Raw genomic sequence first — 15,039 nt, 5'->3', positions numbered from 1 at the left:
TTACACCCAAAGCCCCGGCCAGTTGCCGGGGCTTTCTTTAAGGAGCAAAGATGTTGTACCCCATCGCCAGGCATTTCCTGTTCAAACTCAATCCGGAACAGGCTCACGATCTCTCCATGAAATATTTGCCCCGCCTTCTCGGTACGCCACTCGATTGTTTCTTCCGCCAGAATTTGCCGAAACGCCCCGTCACTGTCATGGGGCTTTCTTTTGCCAATCCGGTGGGATTGGCGGCCGGTCTGGATAAAGATGGTGAGTGCATTGACGCGCTGGGCGCCATGGGATTTGGTTTTATCGAAGTCGGTACCGTCACCCCCAGACCCCAAAGCGGCAATGACAAGCCGCGCCTGTTCCGGGTTATCCCGGCAGAGGGGATCATCAACCGGATGGGATTCAACAACAAGGGGGTGGATCATCTGGTGGCCAAGGTAAAAGAGGCCAAATATCAGGGAGTCATCGGCATTAATATCGGCAAAAACAAAGACACTCCCATCGAACAGGGCAAGGATGATTACCTGATCTGCATGGACAAGGTTTATGACCATGCCGGTTATATTGCCGTCAATATCTCTTCCCCCAACACCCCGGGTTTGCGTTCACTGCAATATGGCGAGGCGCTGGATGAATTGCTGGCCGCCCTCAAGGTGCGCCAGCAAGAGTTGGCCGCCAAATATAAAAAGTATGTGCCGCTGGCGGTTAAAATTGCCCCTGACTTGAGCCTTGAGGAAATAGATCAGGTGGCAGCTTCGCTGGTACGGAATGGTATTGATGGGGTTATCGCCACCAATACAACCCTCGAGCGCGAGATGATTTATGACATGCCCCACGCCGGTGAAGCGGGTGGCCTGAGTGGGCGTCCGCTGCAGCACAAGAGTACCGAGGTGATCCGCCATCTGGCCAAGGCGCTCAATGGTGCTCTGCCAATTATCGGGGTGGGTGGTATTGATAGTGCCATGGCCGCCCGTGAAAAATTGGCCGCCGGTGCCAGTCTGGTACAAATTTATAGCGGCTTTATTTATAAAGGGCCGGGGCTGGTCAAAGAGATTGTGACCAATATTTAAGAAATAGATGGCGGAGCCCTTTATTTGACGTTGCTGATTTCCTGCATATGGAATAAAGTCAACTGGTAATTATCAAGTAAGGGCTCCAACATGTTTATCCAACCGACCGATAGCTGGCAATGGCACTATGATGCCCAGAGTGACCGTCTGATGTTGGACCTGTCTGATAACATGTTATTTGCTACCGAGTATAAAGGGCGACAATTGGTGCCCAGCTCATTTGCAACCCAGCCTTTTTGTGTTGATGATGCCGCCCTCTATTATCAGTTGATGGATAAAGCAGCCGAACTTGAGTGGAGTATTCCGCATCAGGTTCAGTTGGTGCTTAATGCCATCGCGGTCAGTCGTTTTTATAAACCCCTGATGCCGCAAAGCTGGTTTTTTAGTGAACAGCATCCGCAAGTGATCCCGCAAAACGGTGATCTGGTCCTGATGAATACACCTCATGGCAACGGCGAATTTATGGTCATTGAGTCAGGGGATCAGGCTAGCGTCTGTTTGAACCTCACTGCCGATCTGGTATTGACCACCAGTAAAACCTTGCCGCGTTTCGGGGTGATCAAGGTGATGAATAACCGGATGAAACCGCGTATTACCGTGACCGAGCAATATCGTCAGGTTAGTTGATATATTTTCATCAATCGTTTTATCTCTGTGATTACACCGCTGCCTGTTTTTACTGTTGTCACCTCAATCGCGCCTCTTTTCTGATACTTCATTGATCCGCGAACATCTTGCACATTCTCATTGATCTTCATGGTTGTGATCCAGCCTCTCTTGAGGCTTGTTACAGTCACTTGCACCTTGTGTTCTAACCCACGCAGTATCTTGGTCTTCCGTGCTGCAAGCATGGTGTCTCCCTCTTGTTTCGTTCTGCTTGTGTAGTGCCTCCACCTCAGTGTCAACACATCGCTCACTGAAGCGATTTTCTTCATACGACATTTTATACTTGAAACGAGAGCTATTCTCACTTACATTTTGTTATAACATAACAAAATGGAGTTGCTATGAAGCCTCATATTCATCCTGATTATCGTTTGGTGCTGTTCCATGACACGGCGGCAGATGCCTTTTTCCTGGTCGGTTCAACCATCAAGAGCGATCGCCGCTATACGTGGCAAGACGGGAAGGAGTATCCCTATGTATCGCTCGATGTTTCCAGCCAGTCGCACTCGTTCTATACCGGCAAGCAGAAGCAGGTATCGAGTGAGGGGAGTGTGGCCCGTTTCAACAAGCGCTTTGGCGCATTTTCAAGCAAGAAGGAGTCCTGAATGCAGGTCGTCTGTTCACTCAAATCCGCACGGGCGCGCCATCCCGATTGTCAGTTGGTGCGTCGTCGGGGAAAATTGTTCGTGATTTGCAAAAGCAATCCCCGTTTCAAGGCCCGTATGAAGTGATCCGCTAAATGATGTCTGGCCCCATGATCTCGCCATCGGGTAGTCATGGGGCCTTTTACCTTTTCGCCACCTATCAATCTGTTTCCATCCTGCCGTTTGCGCCGACTTTTGCATGCTCCAGCCCGCCTGATGAGGTATAATGCGGCACTATTTTTATGGGTTCCCCGTGAGCGTGATGAAAGAATTTTTTGCAACCTGCCCCAAGGGGCTGGAAAACCTGTTGGCCGACGAGCTGACCACCTTGGGCGCAGAGCAGGTCCGTGAGACCGTGGCTGGCGTCCACTTCAAAGGCGAACTGGCGATTGGCTACAAGGCGTGCCTGTGGAGCCGTTTTGCCTCCCGTATAGTGCTGGTGCTCTCCGAATTCCAGATGAACGACGATCTGGATCTCTATCTGGGCGCCCACACCATCCCCTGGGAAGAGCACTTCTCCGGAACCGCCACCATCGCGGTGGACTTTACCGGCACCAACCCTGCCATTCGCAATACCCAATATGGCGCGCTGAAGATCAAGGATGCCATCGTCGACCGCTTCACCAAGCGCGGTCATGTGCGTCCGGACGTGGACAAAAAGTCGCCGGATATCCGCATCATGGCGCACCTGGGCAAGGGCAAGGCCAATATCACGCTGGACTTGTCGGGCCCGGCGCTGCACCAGCGTTTCTATCGTCAAGGCACCGGTGAAGCACCGCTCAAAGAGAACCTGGCCTGCGCCATGATTGCCCGTAGCGGCTGGGCAGGTGAGCCCATGATGGACCCCATGTGCGGTTCAGGTACCTTGCTGATTGAAGCGGCCTTTATCGCCGCCGACATGGCGCCGGCGCTGCGCCGCGAGCGCTTCGGTTTCGATCGCTGGCTGCAGCACGATAGTGAGCTGTGGCAGAGCCTGATGATGGAAGCGCAAGTGCGCGCCAAACGCGGCATGCAACGTTGCGAAGTAAAACTGTTTGGCTGTGATGCCGACAGCCGAGTGCTGCTCAAAGCGCGCGACAACGCCAAAGCGGCCGGTGTGGCCCATCTCATCACCTTCAAGCAAGCCGATGTCACCAAGCTGGAAAACCCACTGCCGATGCCGACTGTGGAAGGGGAGGCTCGCCAAGTCGGTATGCTGATCTCCAACCCGCCTTATGGCGAGCGTCTTGGCGAGTTCCCGGCGCTGTTGGAAGTGCACCAGGCGCTGGGCGATGCTCTGCGTCGCAGCTTCCAGGGTTGGAAAGTCTCCATTCTTTCCGCATCGCCCGAGCTGCTTAGCTGTCTGCGCCTGCGCGCCGACAAGCAATATCGCCTGTTCAACGGCGCCCTCGAGTGTCAGCTGCGTAACTACCAGATCGCACTGGACTCCGTGGCTTCCCAAAAAGAGGTCGCACAGGACTTTGCCAACCGTCTGCGCAAGAATCTGAAAACCCTCGAGAAGTGGGCCAACAAAGAGGGGATCGATTGCTATCGCATCTATGATGCCGACTTGCCGGAATACAACGCCGCCATCGACCGCTATCAGGACTATCTGGTGGTGCAGGAGTATGCCGCGCCCAAGGACATCCCCGCCCAGAAGACCCGTCAACGTCTGCTCGACATGGTTCAGGCCGCCATCAAGGTGACCGGCATGGATGGCGAGAAGGTGATCCTGAAGGTGCGCGAGCGTCAGGAAGGGAAACAGCAGTATCAGAAGCTCTCCGAAGAGCAGCACCGGATGGAAGTGCAGGAGTACGGTGCCCGGCTGTGGGTCAACCTCTACGACTATCTGGATACCGGCCTGTTCCTCGACCATCGCCAGACTCGCCGCATGCTGGGTCAGATGGCGAAGGGCAAGCGCTTCCTGAACCTGTTTGCCTACACCGGCAGTGCCACCGTGCACGCAGGTCTTGGCGGTGCCAGCGAGACCACCACGGTGGACATGTCCCACACCTACCTGAACTGGGCGCAGGACAACATGCGTCTCAACTCGCTGGTGGGCCGTCAGCACAAGTTTGTGCAGGCCGATTGCCTGAAGTGGTTGTCTGAAGCAGATGATCAGTACGACCTCATCTTCATCGATCCGCCCACCTTCTCCAACTCCAAGCGGATGGACGAGAGCTTCGACGTACAGCGCGATCACCTGTTGCTGATGCAGCACCTGAAGCGCCTGCTGGCGGCGGACGGCACTCTGGTCTTCTCCAACAACAAGCGTCACTTCAAGATGGATCTGGCCGGTCTCGAGGCCACTGGTCTCAAGGCCCAGAACATCACCCAGAAGACGCGACCGAAGGATTTCGAACGTAACCAGCACATCCACAACTGCTGGATCATCACCCATGCGCCGGAGCAAGGCGAGGCGTGATGCTGACCCTGTTTCATACCGACGGTTGCCACCTGTGCGAACAGGCCTGGGCGCTGGTGGAGGAGGCTGGTCTTGCCACCTCCACCCGCCAGTGCGACATCATGGATGATGAGCTGTGGCTTGCCGCCTATCGGGTGCGCATTCCGGTGCTGCGTGACGAGGCTGGCCGCGAGCTGGGTTGGCCCTTCACGCTAGTGGAGCTCAAAGGCTGGCTCGCTCGTCAGGGTTGATTTGTGATTTGACGATGAAACGGGGGCAGACCCAGTCTGTTGCCCGTTTTTTTCATATGAAATAAGGAACACACATGGCTCTTTTAACATTGCACGGCGCATGTCTGTCGTTCAGTGATTTCCCGCTGCTCGACAATGCCGAATTGACCATCGAGCGGGGCGAGCGCCTCTGTCTGGTTGGCCGCAACGGGGCGGGCAAGTCCACCCTGATGAAGGTCATTGCCAGCGAATTGCCGCTGGACGACGGGCGTCTGGTGCTGCAACAAGATTTGAAAGTGACCCGCCTTGAGCAGGATCCGCCTGCTTCCAGCGAGCTGACGGTGTTTGACTATGCCGCCGAAGGGCTGGCGGGGGTGGGGGAACTGCTCAAGCAGTACCACCACATCTCCATGGAGCTGGCGAGCGATCCGTCAGATGCCAACATTCGCAAGATGAGCGAGTTGCAAGAGCAGCTCGATTATCAGAACGGCTGGCAGTTCGAGACCCGTATCAGTCAGGTGTTGACCCTGCTGGGGCTGGATCCTGACGTGACCCTCGACAGCCTCTCCGGCGGCTGGCTTCGCAAAGTGGCGCTGGCCCGTGCGCTGGCTTGCGATCCCGACTTGTTGCTGCTCGATGAGCCGACCAACCACCTGGATATCGAAGCCATCAACTGGTTGGAAGATTTCCTCAAGGATTTTCGCGGCGCCATCGTCTTTATCTCTCACGATCGGGAGTTCATCCACAAGCTGGCCACCCGGATCATCGATCTCGATCGCGGTGCCATCACCTCCTGGCCGGGCAACTACGACGAGTATCTGCAGGGGAAAGAGGAGTGGCTGAGGGTTGAAGAGCTGAAAAATGCCGAGTTCGACCGCAAGCTGGCCCAGGAAGAGGTGTGGGTTCGTCAGGGTATCAAGGCTCGCCGTACCCGTAACGAAGGTCGGGTGCGCGCCCTTGAGGCGATGCGGATGGAGCGCTCCCAGCGCCGCGAGCTGCAGGGTAAGGCCAAACTGCAACTGGATGAAGTCAATCGCTCCGGCAAGCTGGTGTTCGAGACCGAAGGGCTGGGGCTCGACTTTGGCGATCGCACCCTGTTCAAGGGGCTCGATCTGCAAGTGCTGCGTGGCGACAAAATTGCGCTGGTCGGCCCCAATGGCTGCGGAAAATCGACCCTGATCAAGCTGTTGCTGGGGCAGCTTGAGCCGACCCGTGGCACCGTCAAGGGGGGCACCAATCTGGAGGTGGCCTACTTCGATCAGTACCGCGAGCAGCTCGATCCCGAGCAGACCGTGGTGGACAACGTGGGGGAGGGCAAGCAGGAGGTGATGGTGCGCGGCCGCTCCCGTCATATCCTCGGTTACCTGCAGGACTTCCTGTTCGAGCCCAAGCGGGCCCGTACGCCGGTAAAGGCGCTCTCCGGTGGCGAGAAGAACCGGCTGCTGCTGGCCAAGCTGTTCCTCAAGCCCAGCAACCTGCTGATCCTCGATGAACCGACCAACGACCTCGACGTCGAGACTCTGGAACTGCTGGAAGAGCTGCTTTCCGACTACCCCGGTACCCTGCTGCTGGTGAGTCACGATCGTCGCTTCATCGACAACACAGTGACCGGCTGCTGGCTGTTTGAAGGGGATGGCCGCATCAGCGATTACGTGGGCGGTTACGCCGACATGATGGCGACCCGCGAACAGCAGAATGCCCAGCAACAGGCCAGGAGTGCACCGGTCAAGGCGCCCGAGCCAGTCGTAGCCACCGCGCCAGAAGCGCCGAAGAAGAGCAAGAAGCTCTCCTACAAGCTGCAGCTTGAACTGGAAGGGTTGCCTGCTCGTCTTGAGCAGCTGGAAGCCGAGCTGGATGCGCTGCAAAGCGAGATCAACCAGCCTGGGTTCTTCTCGCTGCCGGCAGATAAAACCCAGCCGAAACTGGATGCGCTCAATGCCGCTGAAGCCGCGCTGGAACAGGCATTTGCTCGCTGGGAAGAGCTGGAAGGACTCAAAAATCAGGAGTAAGTTCCCTGTAATTAAAACTTAATCCAGTTCAGTGCCTTGTGTCACATAGCCCGGTTAGGGTGGAAGTTTTTGTTTGACCGAGTGCGCTCGCAGGAGTAAAGATGAAAGCGACCGATGCAGAATTGGTCGCTTTTTTTGTTCCACGAAGAGGGTCGTAGATGATGAAGAGACAGAAGCGGGACCGTCTGGAAAGAGCTCGTGCTCGTGGTTATCAGGCTGGCGTGGTCGGCAAACAGAAAGAAGCGTGTCCGTATCAATGCCTGGATGCCCGAGGGCATTGGCTTGGTGGTTGGCGTGACGCCATGGAAGGGCGGGGCTCAGGCCTCTTCATGAAGTAGCAGGTATTTCATCACTCATTACAAAAGGAAAGGGGCCGTTGTGGCCCCTTTGCGTTAATGCTGTTTTACCACCAATCAGAGAGATCAGAATGCGGTAGTATCTTTGAACAGGCCCACTTTCAGGTCGGTGGCGCTGTAGATCGGACGGCCGTCGACTTCGACCACACCATCAGCAATCCCCATCACCAGCTTGCGGTTGATGACGCGCTTGAAGGTGATCTTGTAGGTCACTTTCTTGGCAGTCGGCAGGATCTGGCCGGTGAATTTCACTTCACCTACGCCCAGAGCACGACCCTTGCCGGGGCCACCTTTCCAGCCAAGGAAGAAGCCAACCAGCTGCCACATGGCGTCCAGACCGAGACAGCCAGGCATCACAGGATCACCCGGGAAGTGGCAATCGAAGAACCAGAGATCCGGAGTAATGTCGAGCTCAGCCAGGATCTCGCCCTTGCCGTGTTCGCCGCCGTTGTCATTGATCTTGACGATGCGGTCCATCATCAACATGTTGGGGGCAGGCAGCTGACTGTTACCCTCACCAAACAGTTCGCCACGGCTGCAAGCCAGCAGCTCTTCACGGGTAAAAGAGTTCTTGCCCTGTTCGCACAGGGAAAGGCGGGCTTCCATGGTGGTATTGTCTACGGTCACGCGGTATTTCCTTCAAATGGGTCAAAGCCGAGCCAATTTAGCTTACAGTTGTTCGCTAAACAACTCCGATCACTTCATCAGCGGCCAAACAGGCGCCCCAGCAGGGATTGCAGCAGTCCGACTTTGGCAGTGGAGCCGTTCAACTCGTCCAACCGCTCCTGAATACGGCCAAACAGGGTATCGGGCATATCAGGCTCACCGGCGACACAGCCAGTGAGCAACTCGATGGCCTCTTCCACATGATCCACCGGGTGGATGTGGAACTGGCCTGCTTCAACCGCTGCAATCACCTCGTCAGAGAGGTTCAGCTGCTGGATGTTGGTGCCCGGCAAAATGATCCCTTGCTTGCCGGTGATGCCGTGGATTTTGCACACCCGGAAGAAGCCTTCAATCTTCTCGTTGACGCCACCAACGGCCTGCACATTGCCAAACTGATCGACCGCACCGGTCACGGCGAAGTGCTGATAGATAGGCTGGCGGGCGAGGGCAGAGAGCAGGGCACACAAGCCGGTCAGGGATGCACTGTCGCCATCAATTTCGTGGTAAGACTGCTCAAACACCAGATTGGCCGACAGGGGGGAGGGGTTCTCTGCGCCAAATTTGTTGGAGAGATAGCCGTGGATAATCATCATCGCCTTGGCGTGGATATGACCGGCCAGCTCCGCTTTGCGCTCGATATCCGCCACATCGCCATCACCAAGGTGTACGGTCGCGGTGAGGCGCACCGGCTCACCGAAATCATAAGGGTGACCGGAGACCTGAATGACCGATAGGCCGTTGATCTGCCCAATCTCTTCGCCATCGGTTTGCAGCAGGATCTGGCCGTCGATAACCCCTTGATCGGACTGCTCAACCAGATAGTTGAGGCGGTAATCCTGCTCCTCCAGTGCGCCACGGATATGCTCGTCGGTGACCACCTCGGCTCCCAGCTCCCGGGCCAGACTGTCAGCCATCCGCATGATGGCGGAGAGTTGCACTTCGGAGAGCGACAACCACTCCTGATGGTCACAGAGGCGGCTGGCATGGCGACAAAGGGCGGCGAGGGCGGCTGGCGTGAAGTCCAGCAGGCTCCAGCGCTGGCGCAGCCAAGCCAGGTACTGCAGAAATTCCTGCAGACCCTCTTCAATATTCACCTCTGACACCAGATCCGCGCGCAGGAAGATGCGCTCGGACATATCCCGATCCAGCATCTGGAACTCGGCCACGTCCAGTCGGTCACCGACCAGGATCAGCTTGAGCTTGATGGGGGTCGCTTCAGGCGCGAAGAAGGGGGTCAGGGTTTTCCCTTCCTGATAGGCGTTCCAGTCCAGCTCGCCTTTTTGCATGGCATTTTTCAGCTTGAACCAGAGGTGTGGCTGATCCAGCAGCTCATCCAGTTGCAAAATGAGGTAACCGCCGTTGGCTTCGCGCAGCAAGCCGGGCTCCAAAAGGTGCTGGTTGGCATAGACAGAGCCTTGCTCGGTCTGGTAATTGATGGAGCCAAATAGGGTATCCCAGTTGAGATCACGGCCATAAATCACCGGCGCTTCCTGCGCTTCGTGGTGGATCAGCAGATTGATCAGAATGGGGTGCTGGAACTCCAGACCCAATGCCACGTGAGCCGCCAGATCGGAGAGGAAATCATCGATTTTCGGATCATTGTTCTGCTTGCGCATGATGCGGGTCACGATGCGTTCGGCATCGAGATGGTGGCTCAACAGCTTGAGCAGCTCGCCAACCATTTCGCAAAACTCGACGCCGGTGCCCGGTTGCAGGCGCAGCCAGATAGGTTTGTAGGGGTTGTTCAGATTCTCGGTGTAGCAGAGATCAAACAGGTCACCATCCTTGCCATTAGAGTCGGCAATCAGCGTCTGGCAAACGCCTTCGTAATCTGCGCCGGGGAATCCGTTGAGCAGCATGACCGGACAGTCACCATCAAAACTGGCAAGACGTTTGATGCCGGAAATGGCTCTGGGTTGCAGCGCAGCAAAGGGGATAGGTTCAAGCTCGCTGAGCTTGGGGAACTGTTCAATCGCAAAAGCGGGTTTTAATTGTTCTGATGTTAATTCAGCCACTTAAGACATCCGGTCGAAGATAGGATCAATTGTTGCCATTATACACAGTTCAATAAGTGGTGACAGGAAACAAGATATTCCATTTAACATAATATACATTATGCGCAATTATGGATGCAGGAGGACTGAATGAAGAGAACTGAGCAATGGAGCCGCTTTGATGTGGCTGACGGCTTGGCCACCGAGGCCGATATGGTTGCCTATCTGCAGGCAGCCCTTGAAGATGGTGATCCGGCGCTGCTGACTGCGGCGTTTGATGATGTGGAACGTGCCCGCGCCAAACTGTGCGATGATGGCAAGCCGAGCTACACACTGGAAGAACTGTTGGCTCAGAGTGACCCCAATGCCACGTCACCAGGTGAAACAGATTGGGGAACCGATGTGGGTTTAGAGCGTCAGAATTATCTGCCGGAGCTACTGGCCAAGGTCGATCCTGACGAAATCGGTTGGGATTGGGATGCATCCGACAAGTCACCGAAATCAACTGAACAATAAAGAATTACTCATCAGGAGCAGCTTCTGACGAATTTTCTTCCAGGTCTGGTCCACGCACTGTGATGACATCCTCGCGCTCAGTCAGGAAATCTGGGGATGCCGGTTCGGTATCAAAGAAACCATTCAAGTCACGTGAATTTGACGGCTCTGATCTAGAACTGCGCTGAGCAAGAGCTGACCGTGCTTCAGACAGGCTGTAAGTGAGCCCCTGTTCTATATCTGCCATGGACAATTCCAGCAGCTGAATCAATGGATCTTTTTGATGTTCGGACATGCCTGACCTTTTCAGCCGATGCCGATAAATGGGGTTATCGGCATCATTGTGAGAGATAACAAGGCTTGTTCAAAGCAGTAGCCCGCAGCTTTTTCCTTAGCTTAAAGGTTCGGAAATCGATCAGGATCGAGGCTGCATACAGACCTCCAGCGATCTGACTGCCCAAAGCAGAAAGACAATATCTGGTTGATTCCTCCGCAGATGCTCTTGCAGCGACAACAGAATAACACAGTCAACCGCCCTGCCCCACATCACCGAAATGTCCTATTTTGAGACAAGAGTCCACTATTAAATCAATACGTTGTGCGGAATCCCCCTCACTAATTGAGCGTTATGTTTGATTTTCACCGTTATAACCATCGTCATTACCGTGAATCTTCTTGGAAATATCTGTCCCCTACTTGAGAGGTCTTTCTCTCGAAATATTGATACTCCTTCTTGTAAAAAAGCCATAAAAATGCCGACTATCGCAATAGATTCCCCCCACCTTAATCCTCACGGCTTATTGTTGTGGCTGACATAATTGCGACTTTTTTGGAAGTTGGGTCAATTCATATTCAAGGCACGTTTGGCGATGGCCAATGTGGGTGGCCAGCAGGTCAAGTAGAGGTTGCTGTTGAATTGCAGCAATATACGTTTGAGCTCGTTCATATCGTCGGGATGGAGGGTTAAGGACCAGAGTGCTCTGGGCTGGCCATGATGGAGGCCATTGGTATAGATAATGGTGCAATCTTCGATACGCAACTCTTTGCAGTGGGCCTCCATCTGCAGGCCCACATCCGGAAACCAGATATGCAGTGTGCCTGAAGAGATAAAGGGTGAACTGGGCCATGAGCGACCCTTTGCCAACGATCCTGAAGGTCTTTTCCACCACTGCCACTTGCATACCTGCTCCTTGGTATCTCGTTAATATTGACATCAACATCACCAATAATGACTGGATATGCAAGTGTGATAACAAGGCGCTGTTCAACCGAATATGACTGCTTCCGGCATGTTACTTAGCTTTCGGCATCGGGTGTTCTCGTTGTTTCAGCAAGCAATTTCGTTTTTTGCTTCTCTGCTACGGGATAAATATGTATGCCGCAGATGGCAAGGTGCCTGTTCTGAATCATCCATGTGAGCCAAAAATATTTCCTGAACCGATTGTCATCCAGAGAAGTACAACATTGCCGAGCCAACTTCTATGACACCCCAAACAAGCCATTCTGTGTTCTAAGAGCAGTCAATACAAATCAGGGTCATGTCACATTGTTCGTTAGCCCTTGTGAATGTTATCTCTCACGTGTTGGTTCAATCGGTCCAGCGGCTTTTGCTGGGCGCTCTCATGTCGTTCACTGTTGCTGGTGTGCAGGTATTTCGAAGTGGTGTCGATGCTGTCATGCCCGGCATCGGCCTGTACATGGGAGAGCGGCCGCCCATGCAGGTTGATGTCATGGGTGATCCCGGTATGGCGGATCGCATGGGGAGAGAGTTGCCGCATTTCGGCTGCATCCTGGGCAAATCCATCCTGCTCTGCCAATTCTGCGCCTTTATCGATGATCACCATGATCAAATCCCGTAACTGGCGAATACCGAGATTGGCGTTTAGCTCGCCCTGCTCGCGGCCGTGGGCTGCCGCTTTATGACGAACGAACAGTGGCGTCTGTTCATCCGGTCTCGGCAAGGGAGAGAGACCGAGGAAACGGCGGTAGCGTTCGAGTGCCGCCAACAGCGCTTGGGATACCGCCACGGTACGCCGTTTGCCCCCCTTGCTTTGCGGAATAAAGTAGCCCCAGACGCCGGTTTTACGATCCCGCCTGAACTGCCCCATCACAGGTGTAAAGCCCGGCCGGGCAGCAACCTCAGAGATCCGCAGATAACAGGCATACATCAGAATGGTGAGAAAACGGCTGCGCTCGTGCTGCTCCGGATGGTCGTTGGCAAGGGTGTCGGCGGCCTGCATCACATATGACCACTGCAACTCGCTGAAGGCCTGCACCTGATCATCGGCTTCCTGCTGTTGCGGCCGTTTGACCCGCTGCAGTAGCAGAGCGGGATTCCTGTCCATGTACTCCTCCTGGATCAGGAACTGGAAGAAGGCCGACAAGATGGCGAGCTTGGTCTTCATCGCCTGCTCGCTCAGGCGATAGGGCAAGGTGCGGCCCAGCTCCCGCTTGCCGAGAAACGGTCGCCATTGCGGGTTGGGCAACCGCTCTCCCCACTCCTTGTCGAGAATAAACTGCGCCACGTTGCGATAGGCGATCAACTCGTCAGGGGGCGACTGACAGTAGTCGAGATAGCGGATCATGATGCGGCGAGTGAGATCTTTCGGGCTGATGGCCGCCTCGCGAAAGCACCAGTGCAAAAAAGTGGTCAGTTCGCTGCGATAGGTTTTGTAGTTGTTTTCGCTGTTGCGCTGCTCCAGCAGCCAATCGACCGCCAGTTCGTAAACCAGCCCGGCATCGGGTACATCGTTGAGGCTGAGGTTGGCAAGGTACTGATTGACCTGTGGGTTACCGGCCTCTAGATAGATAAGGCTGTCAAACAGCGGCATAGCTGGCGGCAAGGATAATGGTTGTTGAGTCATGGTGTTGCTTGTTGATGCTGAGGTGAATCGATATGAGCCTGTGAGCCGAGTTGCTAGAAAAGGGCTCGTGATAGATGAATGCGGCTTCTGTTGGGATTGGTACTACCTCTTGTTGTTGCTGATTAAGTGTCGCTCAGTGATGCACGCTATTTAGTTATGCATTGGATATGCACCGCTGTTAAAAAATTCTCGGGGTAAATAGCCGTAAAAATGGTTTTAAATGCAAATGAAGTGAATGCGGCGAGCTATTTATCCCGAGAAATAGCAGGTCTATGCAATCAGGCCACCTGCTTTAGTGGCTTCTCCTTGCGCTTGGCTGCTGGGGCCTCTTCCTCTTTCGTGCCTGCCTGAACCTTGCCGCCGCGCAGCAGGGTTTGCAACACATCGCGCTGCTCTGCCAGGTAGAATGCCAGACTCTCTTGCTGCTCTGGCGCCAGCTCGATCGGGGCGCCAGCCAACAGGGTCATCAACTCATCGGCCGTATCCAGCAGCTTGTCATAGGCATCGGCCTCTTTTTTGCTGGCAAAGGTCATTTTTTCCACTCCCCCACGAACAACCACATATTTGATCTCGACAGCCATGATGGCCTCCTCTTGGTGATGATGGATAGAGTATATGTATGGATATACAGCGTTGCAAATAACCTGATCGGAAAAGAGTTCGCCGGGGTTTAGCGACAAAAGCCGCGCTGGATCAAGCTGTCTCAAAGTGCCATTTGACTTCCACGCCTGACTGGCCGGATCATGGCCTTATGACGATCGTACGACACCTGTTTATCCTGCTGATGGTAGAGGTGCTGCTCCTCGGGAGTATCGCCCACTTGGTCGTGGGACTCCCCTGGTTGCTGACCCTGCTGTTTGTCGTGTTTGCCCTGCTTGGATTGCGTTGTCTGGTGGTGCTCGGCAGCTGGCTGTTTACCCGTTTCTACCCCTCCCCGGCTATCGGCCCCTGGCGCAGGGTGAAGATGATGGCGCAGGAGATGCTGGCCTACCTTTACACCTTCACCTTGTTGCTGCCGTTCGAGCCTTTGCTAATGGCACCCGATCGGCTGCGGCCATGCCAGCGCCCCGTATTGTTGGTGCATGGTTACGGTTGCAGTCGCGGGATCTGGCACACCCAGCGCGCCCGACTGGAGGCTGCAGGCCATGTGGTCGCCACCATTACCCTGATGCCACCATTTGGTCATATCGATGAGATGGTGCCGCTACTGGCCAAGCGAATTGACGATGTGCTCGCGCAAACCGGGGCTGACAAGCTGGTGCTGGTCGGTCACAGCATGGGGGGGCTGGTCTGCCGCGACTATCTGGCTATCCATGGTGGTGACAAGGTCGCACGCCTGATCACGCTGGCTACGCCTCATCAGGGCAGTCAGCTGGCCGCCCTTGGGCTTGGGGCCAATGCCCGCGAGATGGAGCCCGGTTCCGGCTGGTTGCAGCGTTTTGCCTCGGTGCCGCTTTGCGTGCCCGGCATCTCAGTGCGCACCAGTCACGACAATGTGGTGATGCCGCAAGAGCGGCAACGATTGGTGGGAATGGAGGATATCGAGTTGCCCGCCATTGGCCATCTCTCTTTGCTCTACTCCAGCCGCACGACTGATCTGCTGCTTGATCTGCTGTCCCGAGTCTGATCCTCCTTATTCGTCCTTCAACTGTTATTCCAAATAAAACAGGG

The 15,039-nt window shown here is 55.0% G+C and carries 17 protein-coding genes; 10 read left to right on the top strand and 7 right to left on the bottom strand.

Annotation, left to right across the window (positions count from 1 at the left end; all coding sequences use genetic code 11):
* Positions 1-50 precede the first annotated feature (50 nt).
* The gene (pyrD, locus tag OKC42_RS19655; RefSeq protein WP_139733235.1) at positions 51-1,061 is read left to right on the top strand and encodes a quinone-dependent dihydroorotate dehydrogenase; all 1,011 of its coding nucleotides are present in this window, start codon (positions 51-53) and stop codon (positions 1,059-1,061) included.
* Positions 1,062-1,151: 90 nt separating this feature from the next.
* Positions 1,152-1,688, top strand: coding sequence for a cell division protein ZapC (locus OKC42_RS19650; protein WP_151286014.1), 537 nt, complete (start codon positions 1,152-1,154; stop codon positions 1,686-1,688).
* Here OKC42_RS19650 and OKC42_RS19645 read toward each other — a convergent pair.
* Positions 1,676-1,912, bottom strand: coding sequence for a hypothetical protein (locus tag OKC42_RS19645; protein WP_247822789.1), 237 nt, complete (start codon positions 1,910-1,912; stop codon positions 1,676-1,678). The two genes, OKC42_RS19650 and OKC42_RS19645, sit on opposite strands and share 13 nt — an antisense overlap.
* A gap of 156 nt (positions 1,913-2,068) precedes the next feature.
* On the opposite strand from OKC42_RS19645, the gene OKC42_RS19640 reads away from it, so the two are divergent.
* The 6 genes from OKC42_RS19640 (at position 2,069) to rmf (ending at position 7,331) form a co-directional block, all read left to right on the top strand.
* A complete protein-coding gene (locus tag OKC42_RS19640) occupies positions 2,069-2,332 on the top strand; it encodes a type B 50S ribosomal protein L31 (protein ID WP_005336598.1) in 264 nt (87 codons plus the stop codon).
* A complete protein-coding gene (gene ykgO, locus OKC42_RS19635) occupies positions 2,333-2,458 on the top strand; it encodes a type B 50S ribosomal protein L36 (RefSeq protein ID WP_005336596.1) in 126 nt (41 codons plus the stop codon).
* Between the two features lie 139 nt (positions 2,459-2,597).
* Positions 2,598-4,775 (top strand): bifunctional 23S rRNA (guanine(2069)-N(7))-methyltransferase RlmK/23S rRNA (guanine(2445)-N(2))-methyltransferase RlmL, encoded by a 2,178-nt coding sequence (gene rlmKL, locus OKC42_RS19630; RefSeq protein ID WP_113739533.1) that lies wholly within the window; start codon positions 2,598-2,600, stop codon positions 4,773-4,775.
* Positions 4,775-5,005 (top strand): glutaredoxin family protein, encoded by a 231-nt coding sequence (locus OKC42_RS19625; protein ID WP_113739534.1) that lies wholly within the window; start codon positions 4,775-4,777, stop codon positions 5,003-5,005. The genes rlmKL and OKC42_RS19625 overlap by 1 nt, the downstream gene beginning before the upstream one ends.
* 74 nt (positions 5,006-5,079) lie before the next feature.
* Positions 5,080-6,993 (top strand): ATP-binding cassette ATPase Uup, encoded by a 1,914-nt coding sequence (gene uup, locus OKC42_RS19620; protein ID WP_151286016.1) that lies wholly within the window; start codon positions 5,080-5,082, stop codon positions 6,991-6,993.
* A gap of 158 nt (positions 6,994-7,151) precedes the next feature.
* Positions 7,152-7,331: a ribosome modulation factor gene (rmf, locus tag OKC42_RS19615; protein ID WP_005315693.1), complete on the top strand. Its 180-nt coding sequence runs from the start codon at positions 7,152-7,154 to the stop codon at positions 7,329-7,331.
* Between the two features lie 84 nt (positions 7,332-7,415).
* Here rmf and fabA read toward each other — a convergent pair whose 3' ends face one another.
* Together fabA and OKC42_RS19605 are read right to left on the bottom strand one after the other, a co-directional pair.
* Complete coding sequence (gene fabA, locus OKC42_RS19610; protein ID WP_005336586.1) at positions 7,416-7,976, bottom strand: 3-hydroxyacyl-[acyl-carrier-protein] dehydratase FabA; 561 nt, start codon at positions 7,974-7,976, stop codon at positions 7,416-7,418.
* A gap of 77 nt (positions 7,977-8,053) precedes the next feature.
* The gene (locus OKC42_RS19605; protein WP_151286017.1) at positions 8,054-10,030 is read right to left on the bottom strand and encodes a Lon protease family protein; all 1,977 of its coding nucleotides are present in this window, start codon (positions 10,028-10,030) and stop codon (positions 8,054-8,056) included.
* 129 nt (positions 10,031-10,159) lie between these two features.
* Here OKC42_RS19605 and OKC42_RS19600 point away from each other — a divergent pair, with 129 nt between their 5' ends.
* Positions 10,160-10,525 carry a hypothetical protein gene (locus OKC42_RS19600; RefSeq protein ID WP_151286027.1) on the top strand — a complete coding sequence of 122 codons (366 nt, stop codon included), beginning with the start codon at positions 10,160-10,162 and terminating at the stop codon, positions 10,523-10,525.
* 4 nt (positions 10,526-10,529) lie between these two features.
* On the opposite strand, the gene OKC42_RS19595 is transcribed toward OKC42_RS19600, so the two are convergent.
* The 4 genes from OKC42_RS19595 to OKC42_RS19580 all read right to left on the bottom strand — a co-directional run bounded on the left by OKC42_RS19595 (position 10,530) and on the right by OKC42_RS19580 (position 13,949).
* Positions 10,530-10,799 carry a hypothetical protein gene (locus OKC42_RS19595; RefSeq protein WP_151286028.1) on the bottom strand — a complete coding sequence of 90 codons (270 nt, stop codon included), beginning with the start codon at positions 10,797-10,799 and terminating at the stop codon, positions 10,530-10,532.
* A gap of 546 nt (positions 10,800-11,345) precedes the next feature.
* A complete protein-coding gene (locus tag OKC42_RS19590) occupies positions 11,346-11,576 on the bottom strand; it encodes a hypothetical protein (protein ID WP_270820691.1) in 231 nt (76 codons plus the stop codon).
* 481 nt (positions 11,577-12,057) lie between these two features.
* Positions 12,058-13,335: a tyrosine-type recombinase/integrase gene (locus OKC42_RS19585; protein ID WP_270820710.1), complete on the bottom strand. Its 1,278-nt coding sequence runs from the start codon at positions 13,333-13,335 to the stop codon at positions 12,058-12,060.
* Between the two features lie 311 nt (positions 13,336-13,646).
* The gene (locus OKC42_RS19580) at positions 13,647-13,949 is read right to left on the bottom strand and encodes a YebG family protein (protein ID WP_005333111.1); all 303 of its coding nucleotides are present in this window, start codon (positions 13,947-13,949) and stop codon (positions 13,647-13,649) included.
* A 170-nt stretch (positions 13,950-14,119) separates the two neighbouring features.
* Here OKC42_RS19580 and OKC42_RS19575 point away from each other — a divergent pair, with 170 nt between their 5' ends.
* Entirely contained in the window at positions 14,120-14,995 is an 876-nt protein-coding gene (locus OKC42_RS19575; RefSeq protein WP_151286030.1) for an esterase/lipase family protein, read from the top strand.
* Positions 14,996-15,039 lie beyond the last annotated feature (44 nt).

It is taken from the genome of Aeromonas sp. Y311-2, assembly GCF_027706025.1.
In the GTDB taxonomy this organism is placed as follows: domain Bacteria; phylum Pseudomonadota; class Gammaproteobacteria; order Enterobacterales; family Aeromonadaceae; genus Aeromonas; species Aeromonas veronii.
The sequence above is the reverse complement of the archived record's forward strand: the minus strand, read 5'-3'. Positions and strand labels throughout refer to the sequence as shown.

Excerpts from the sequence above, each read along its gene's own strand:
- pyrD (WP_139733235.1), top strand. The coding sequence starts at position 51 with ATGTTGTACCCCATCGCCAGGCATTTCCTGTTCAAACTCAATCCGGAA.
- OKC42_RS19650 (WP_151286014.1), top strand. The coding sequence starts at position 1,152 with ATGTTTATCCAACCGACCGATAGCTGGCAATGGCACTATGATGCCCAG.
- OKC42_RS19645 (WP_247822789.1), bottom strand. The coding sequence starts at position 1,912 with ATGCTTGCAGCACGGAAGACCAAGATACTGCGTGGGTTAGAACACAAG.
- OKC42_RS19640 (WP_005336598.1), top strand. The coding sequence starts at position 2,069 with ATGAAGCCTCATATTCATCCTGATTATCGTTTGGTGCTGTTCCATGAC.
- ykgO (WP_005336596.1), top strand. The coding sequence starts at position 2,333 with ATGCAGGTCGTCTGTTCACTCAAATCCGCACGGGCGCGCCATCCCGAT.
- rlmKL (WP_113739533.1), top strand. The coding sequence starts at position 2,598 with ATGCGGCACTATTTTTATGGGTTCCCCGTGAGCGTGATGAAAGAATTT.
- OKC42_RS19625 (WP_113739534.1), top strand. The coding sequence starts at position 4,775 with ATGCTGACCCTGTTTCATACCGACGGTTGCCACCTGTGCGAACAGGCC.
- uup (WP_151286016.1), top strand. The coding sequence starts at position 5,080 with ATGGCTCTTTTAACATTGCACGGCGCATGTCTGTCGTTCAGTGATTTC.
- rmf (WP_005315693.1), top strand. The coding sequence starts at position 7,152 with ATGATGAAGAGACAGAAGCGGGACCGTCTGGAAAGAGCTCGTGCTCGT.
- OKC42_RS19600 (WP_151286027.1), top strand. The coding sequence starts at position 10,160 with ATGAAGAGAACTGAGCAATGGAGCCGCTTTGATGTGGCTGACGGCTTG.
- OKC42_RS19595 (WP_151286028.1), bottom strand. The coding sequence starts at position 10,799 with ATGTCCGAACATCAAAAAGATCCATTGATTCAGCTGCTGGAATTGTCC.
- OKC42_RS19585 (WP_270820710.1), bottom strand. The coding sequence starts at position 13,335 with ATGCCGCTGTTTGACAGCCTTATCTATCTAGAGGCCGGTAACCCACAG.
- OKC42_RS19580 (WP_005333111.1), bottom strand. The coding sequence starts at position 13,949 with ATGGCTGTCGAGATCAAATATGTGGTTGTTCGTGGGGGAGTGGAAAAA.
- OKC42_RS19575 (WP_151286030.1), top strand. The coding sequence starts at position 14,120 with ATGACGATCGTACGACACCTGTTTATCCTGCTGATGGTAGAGGTGCTG.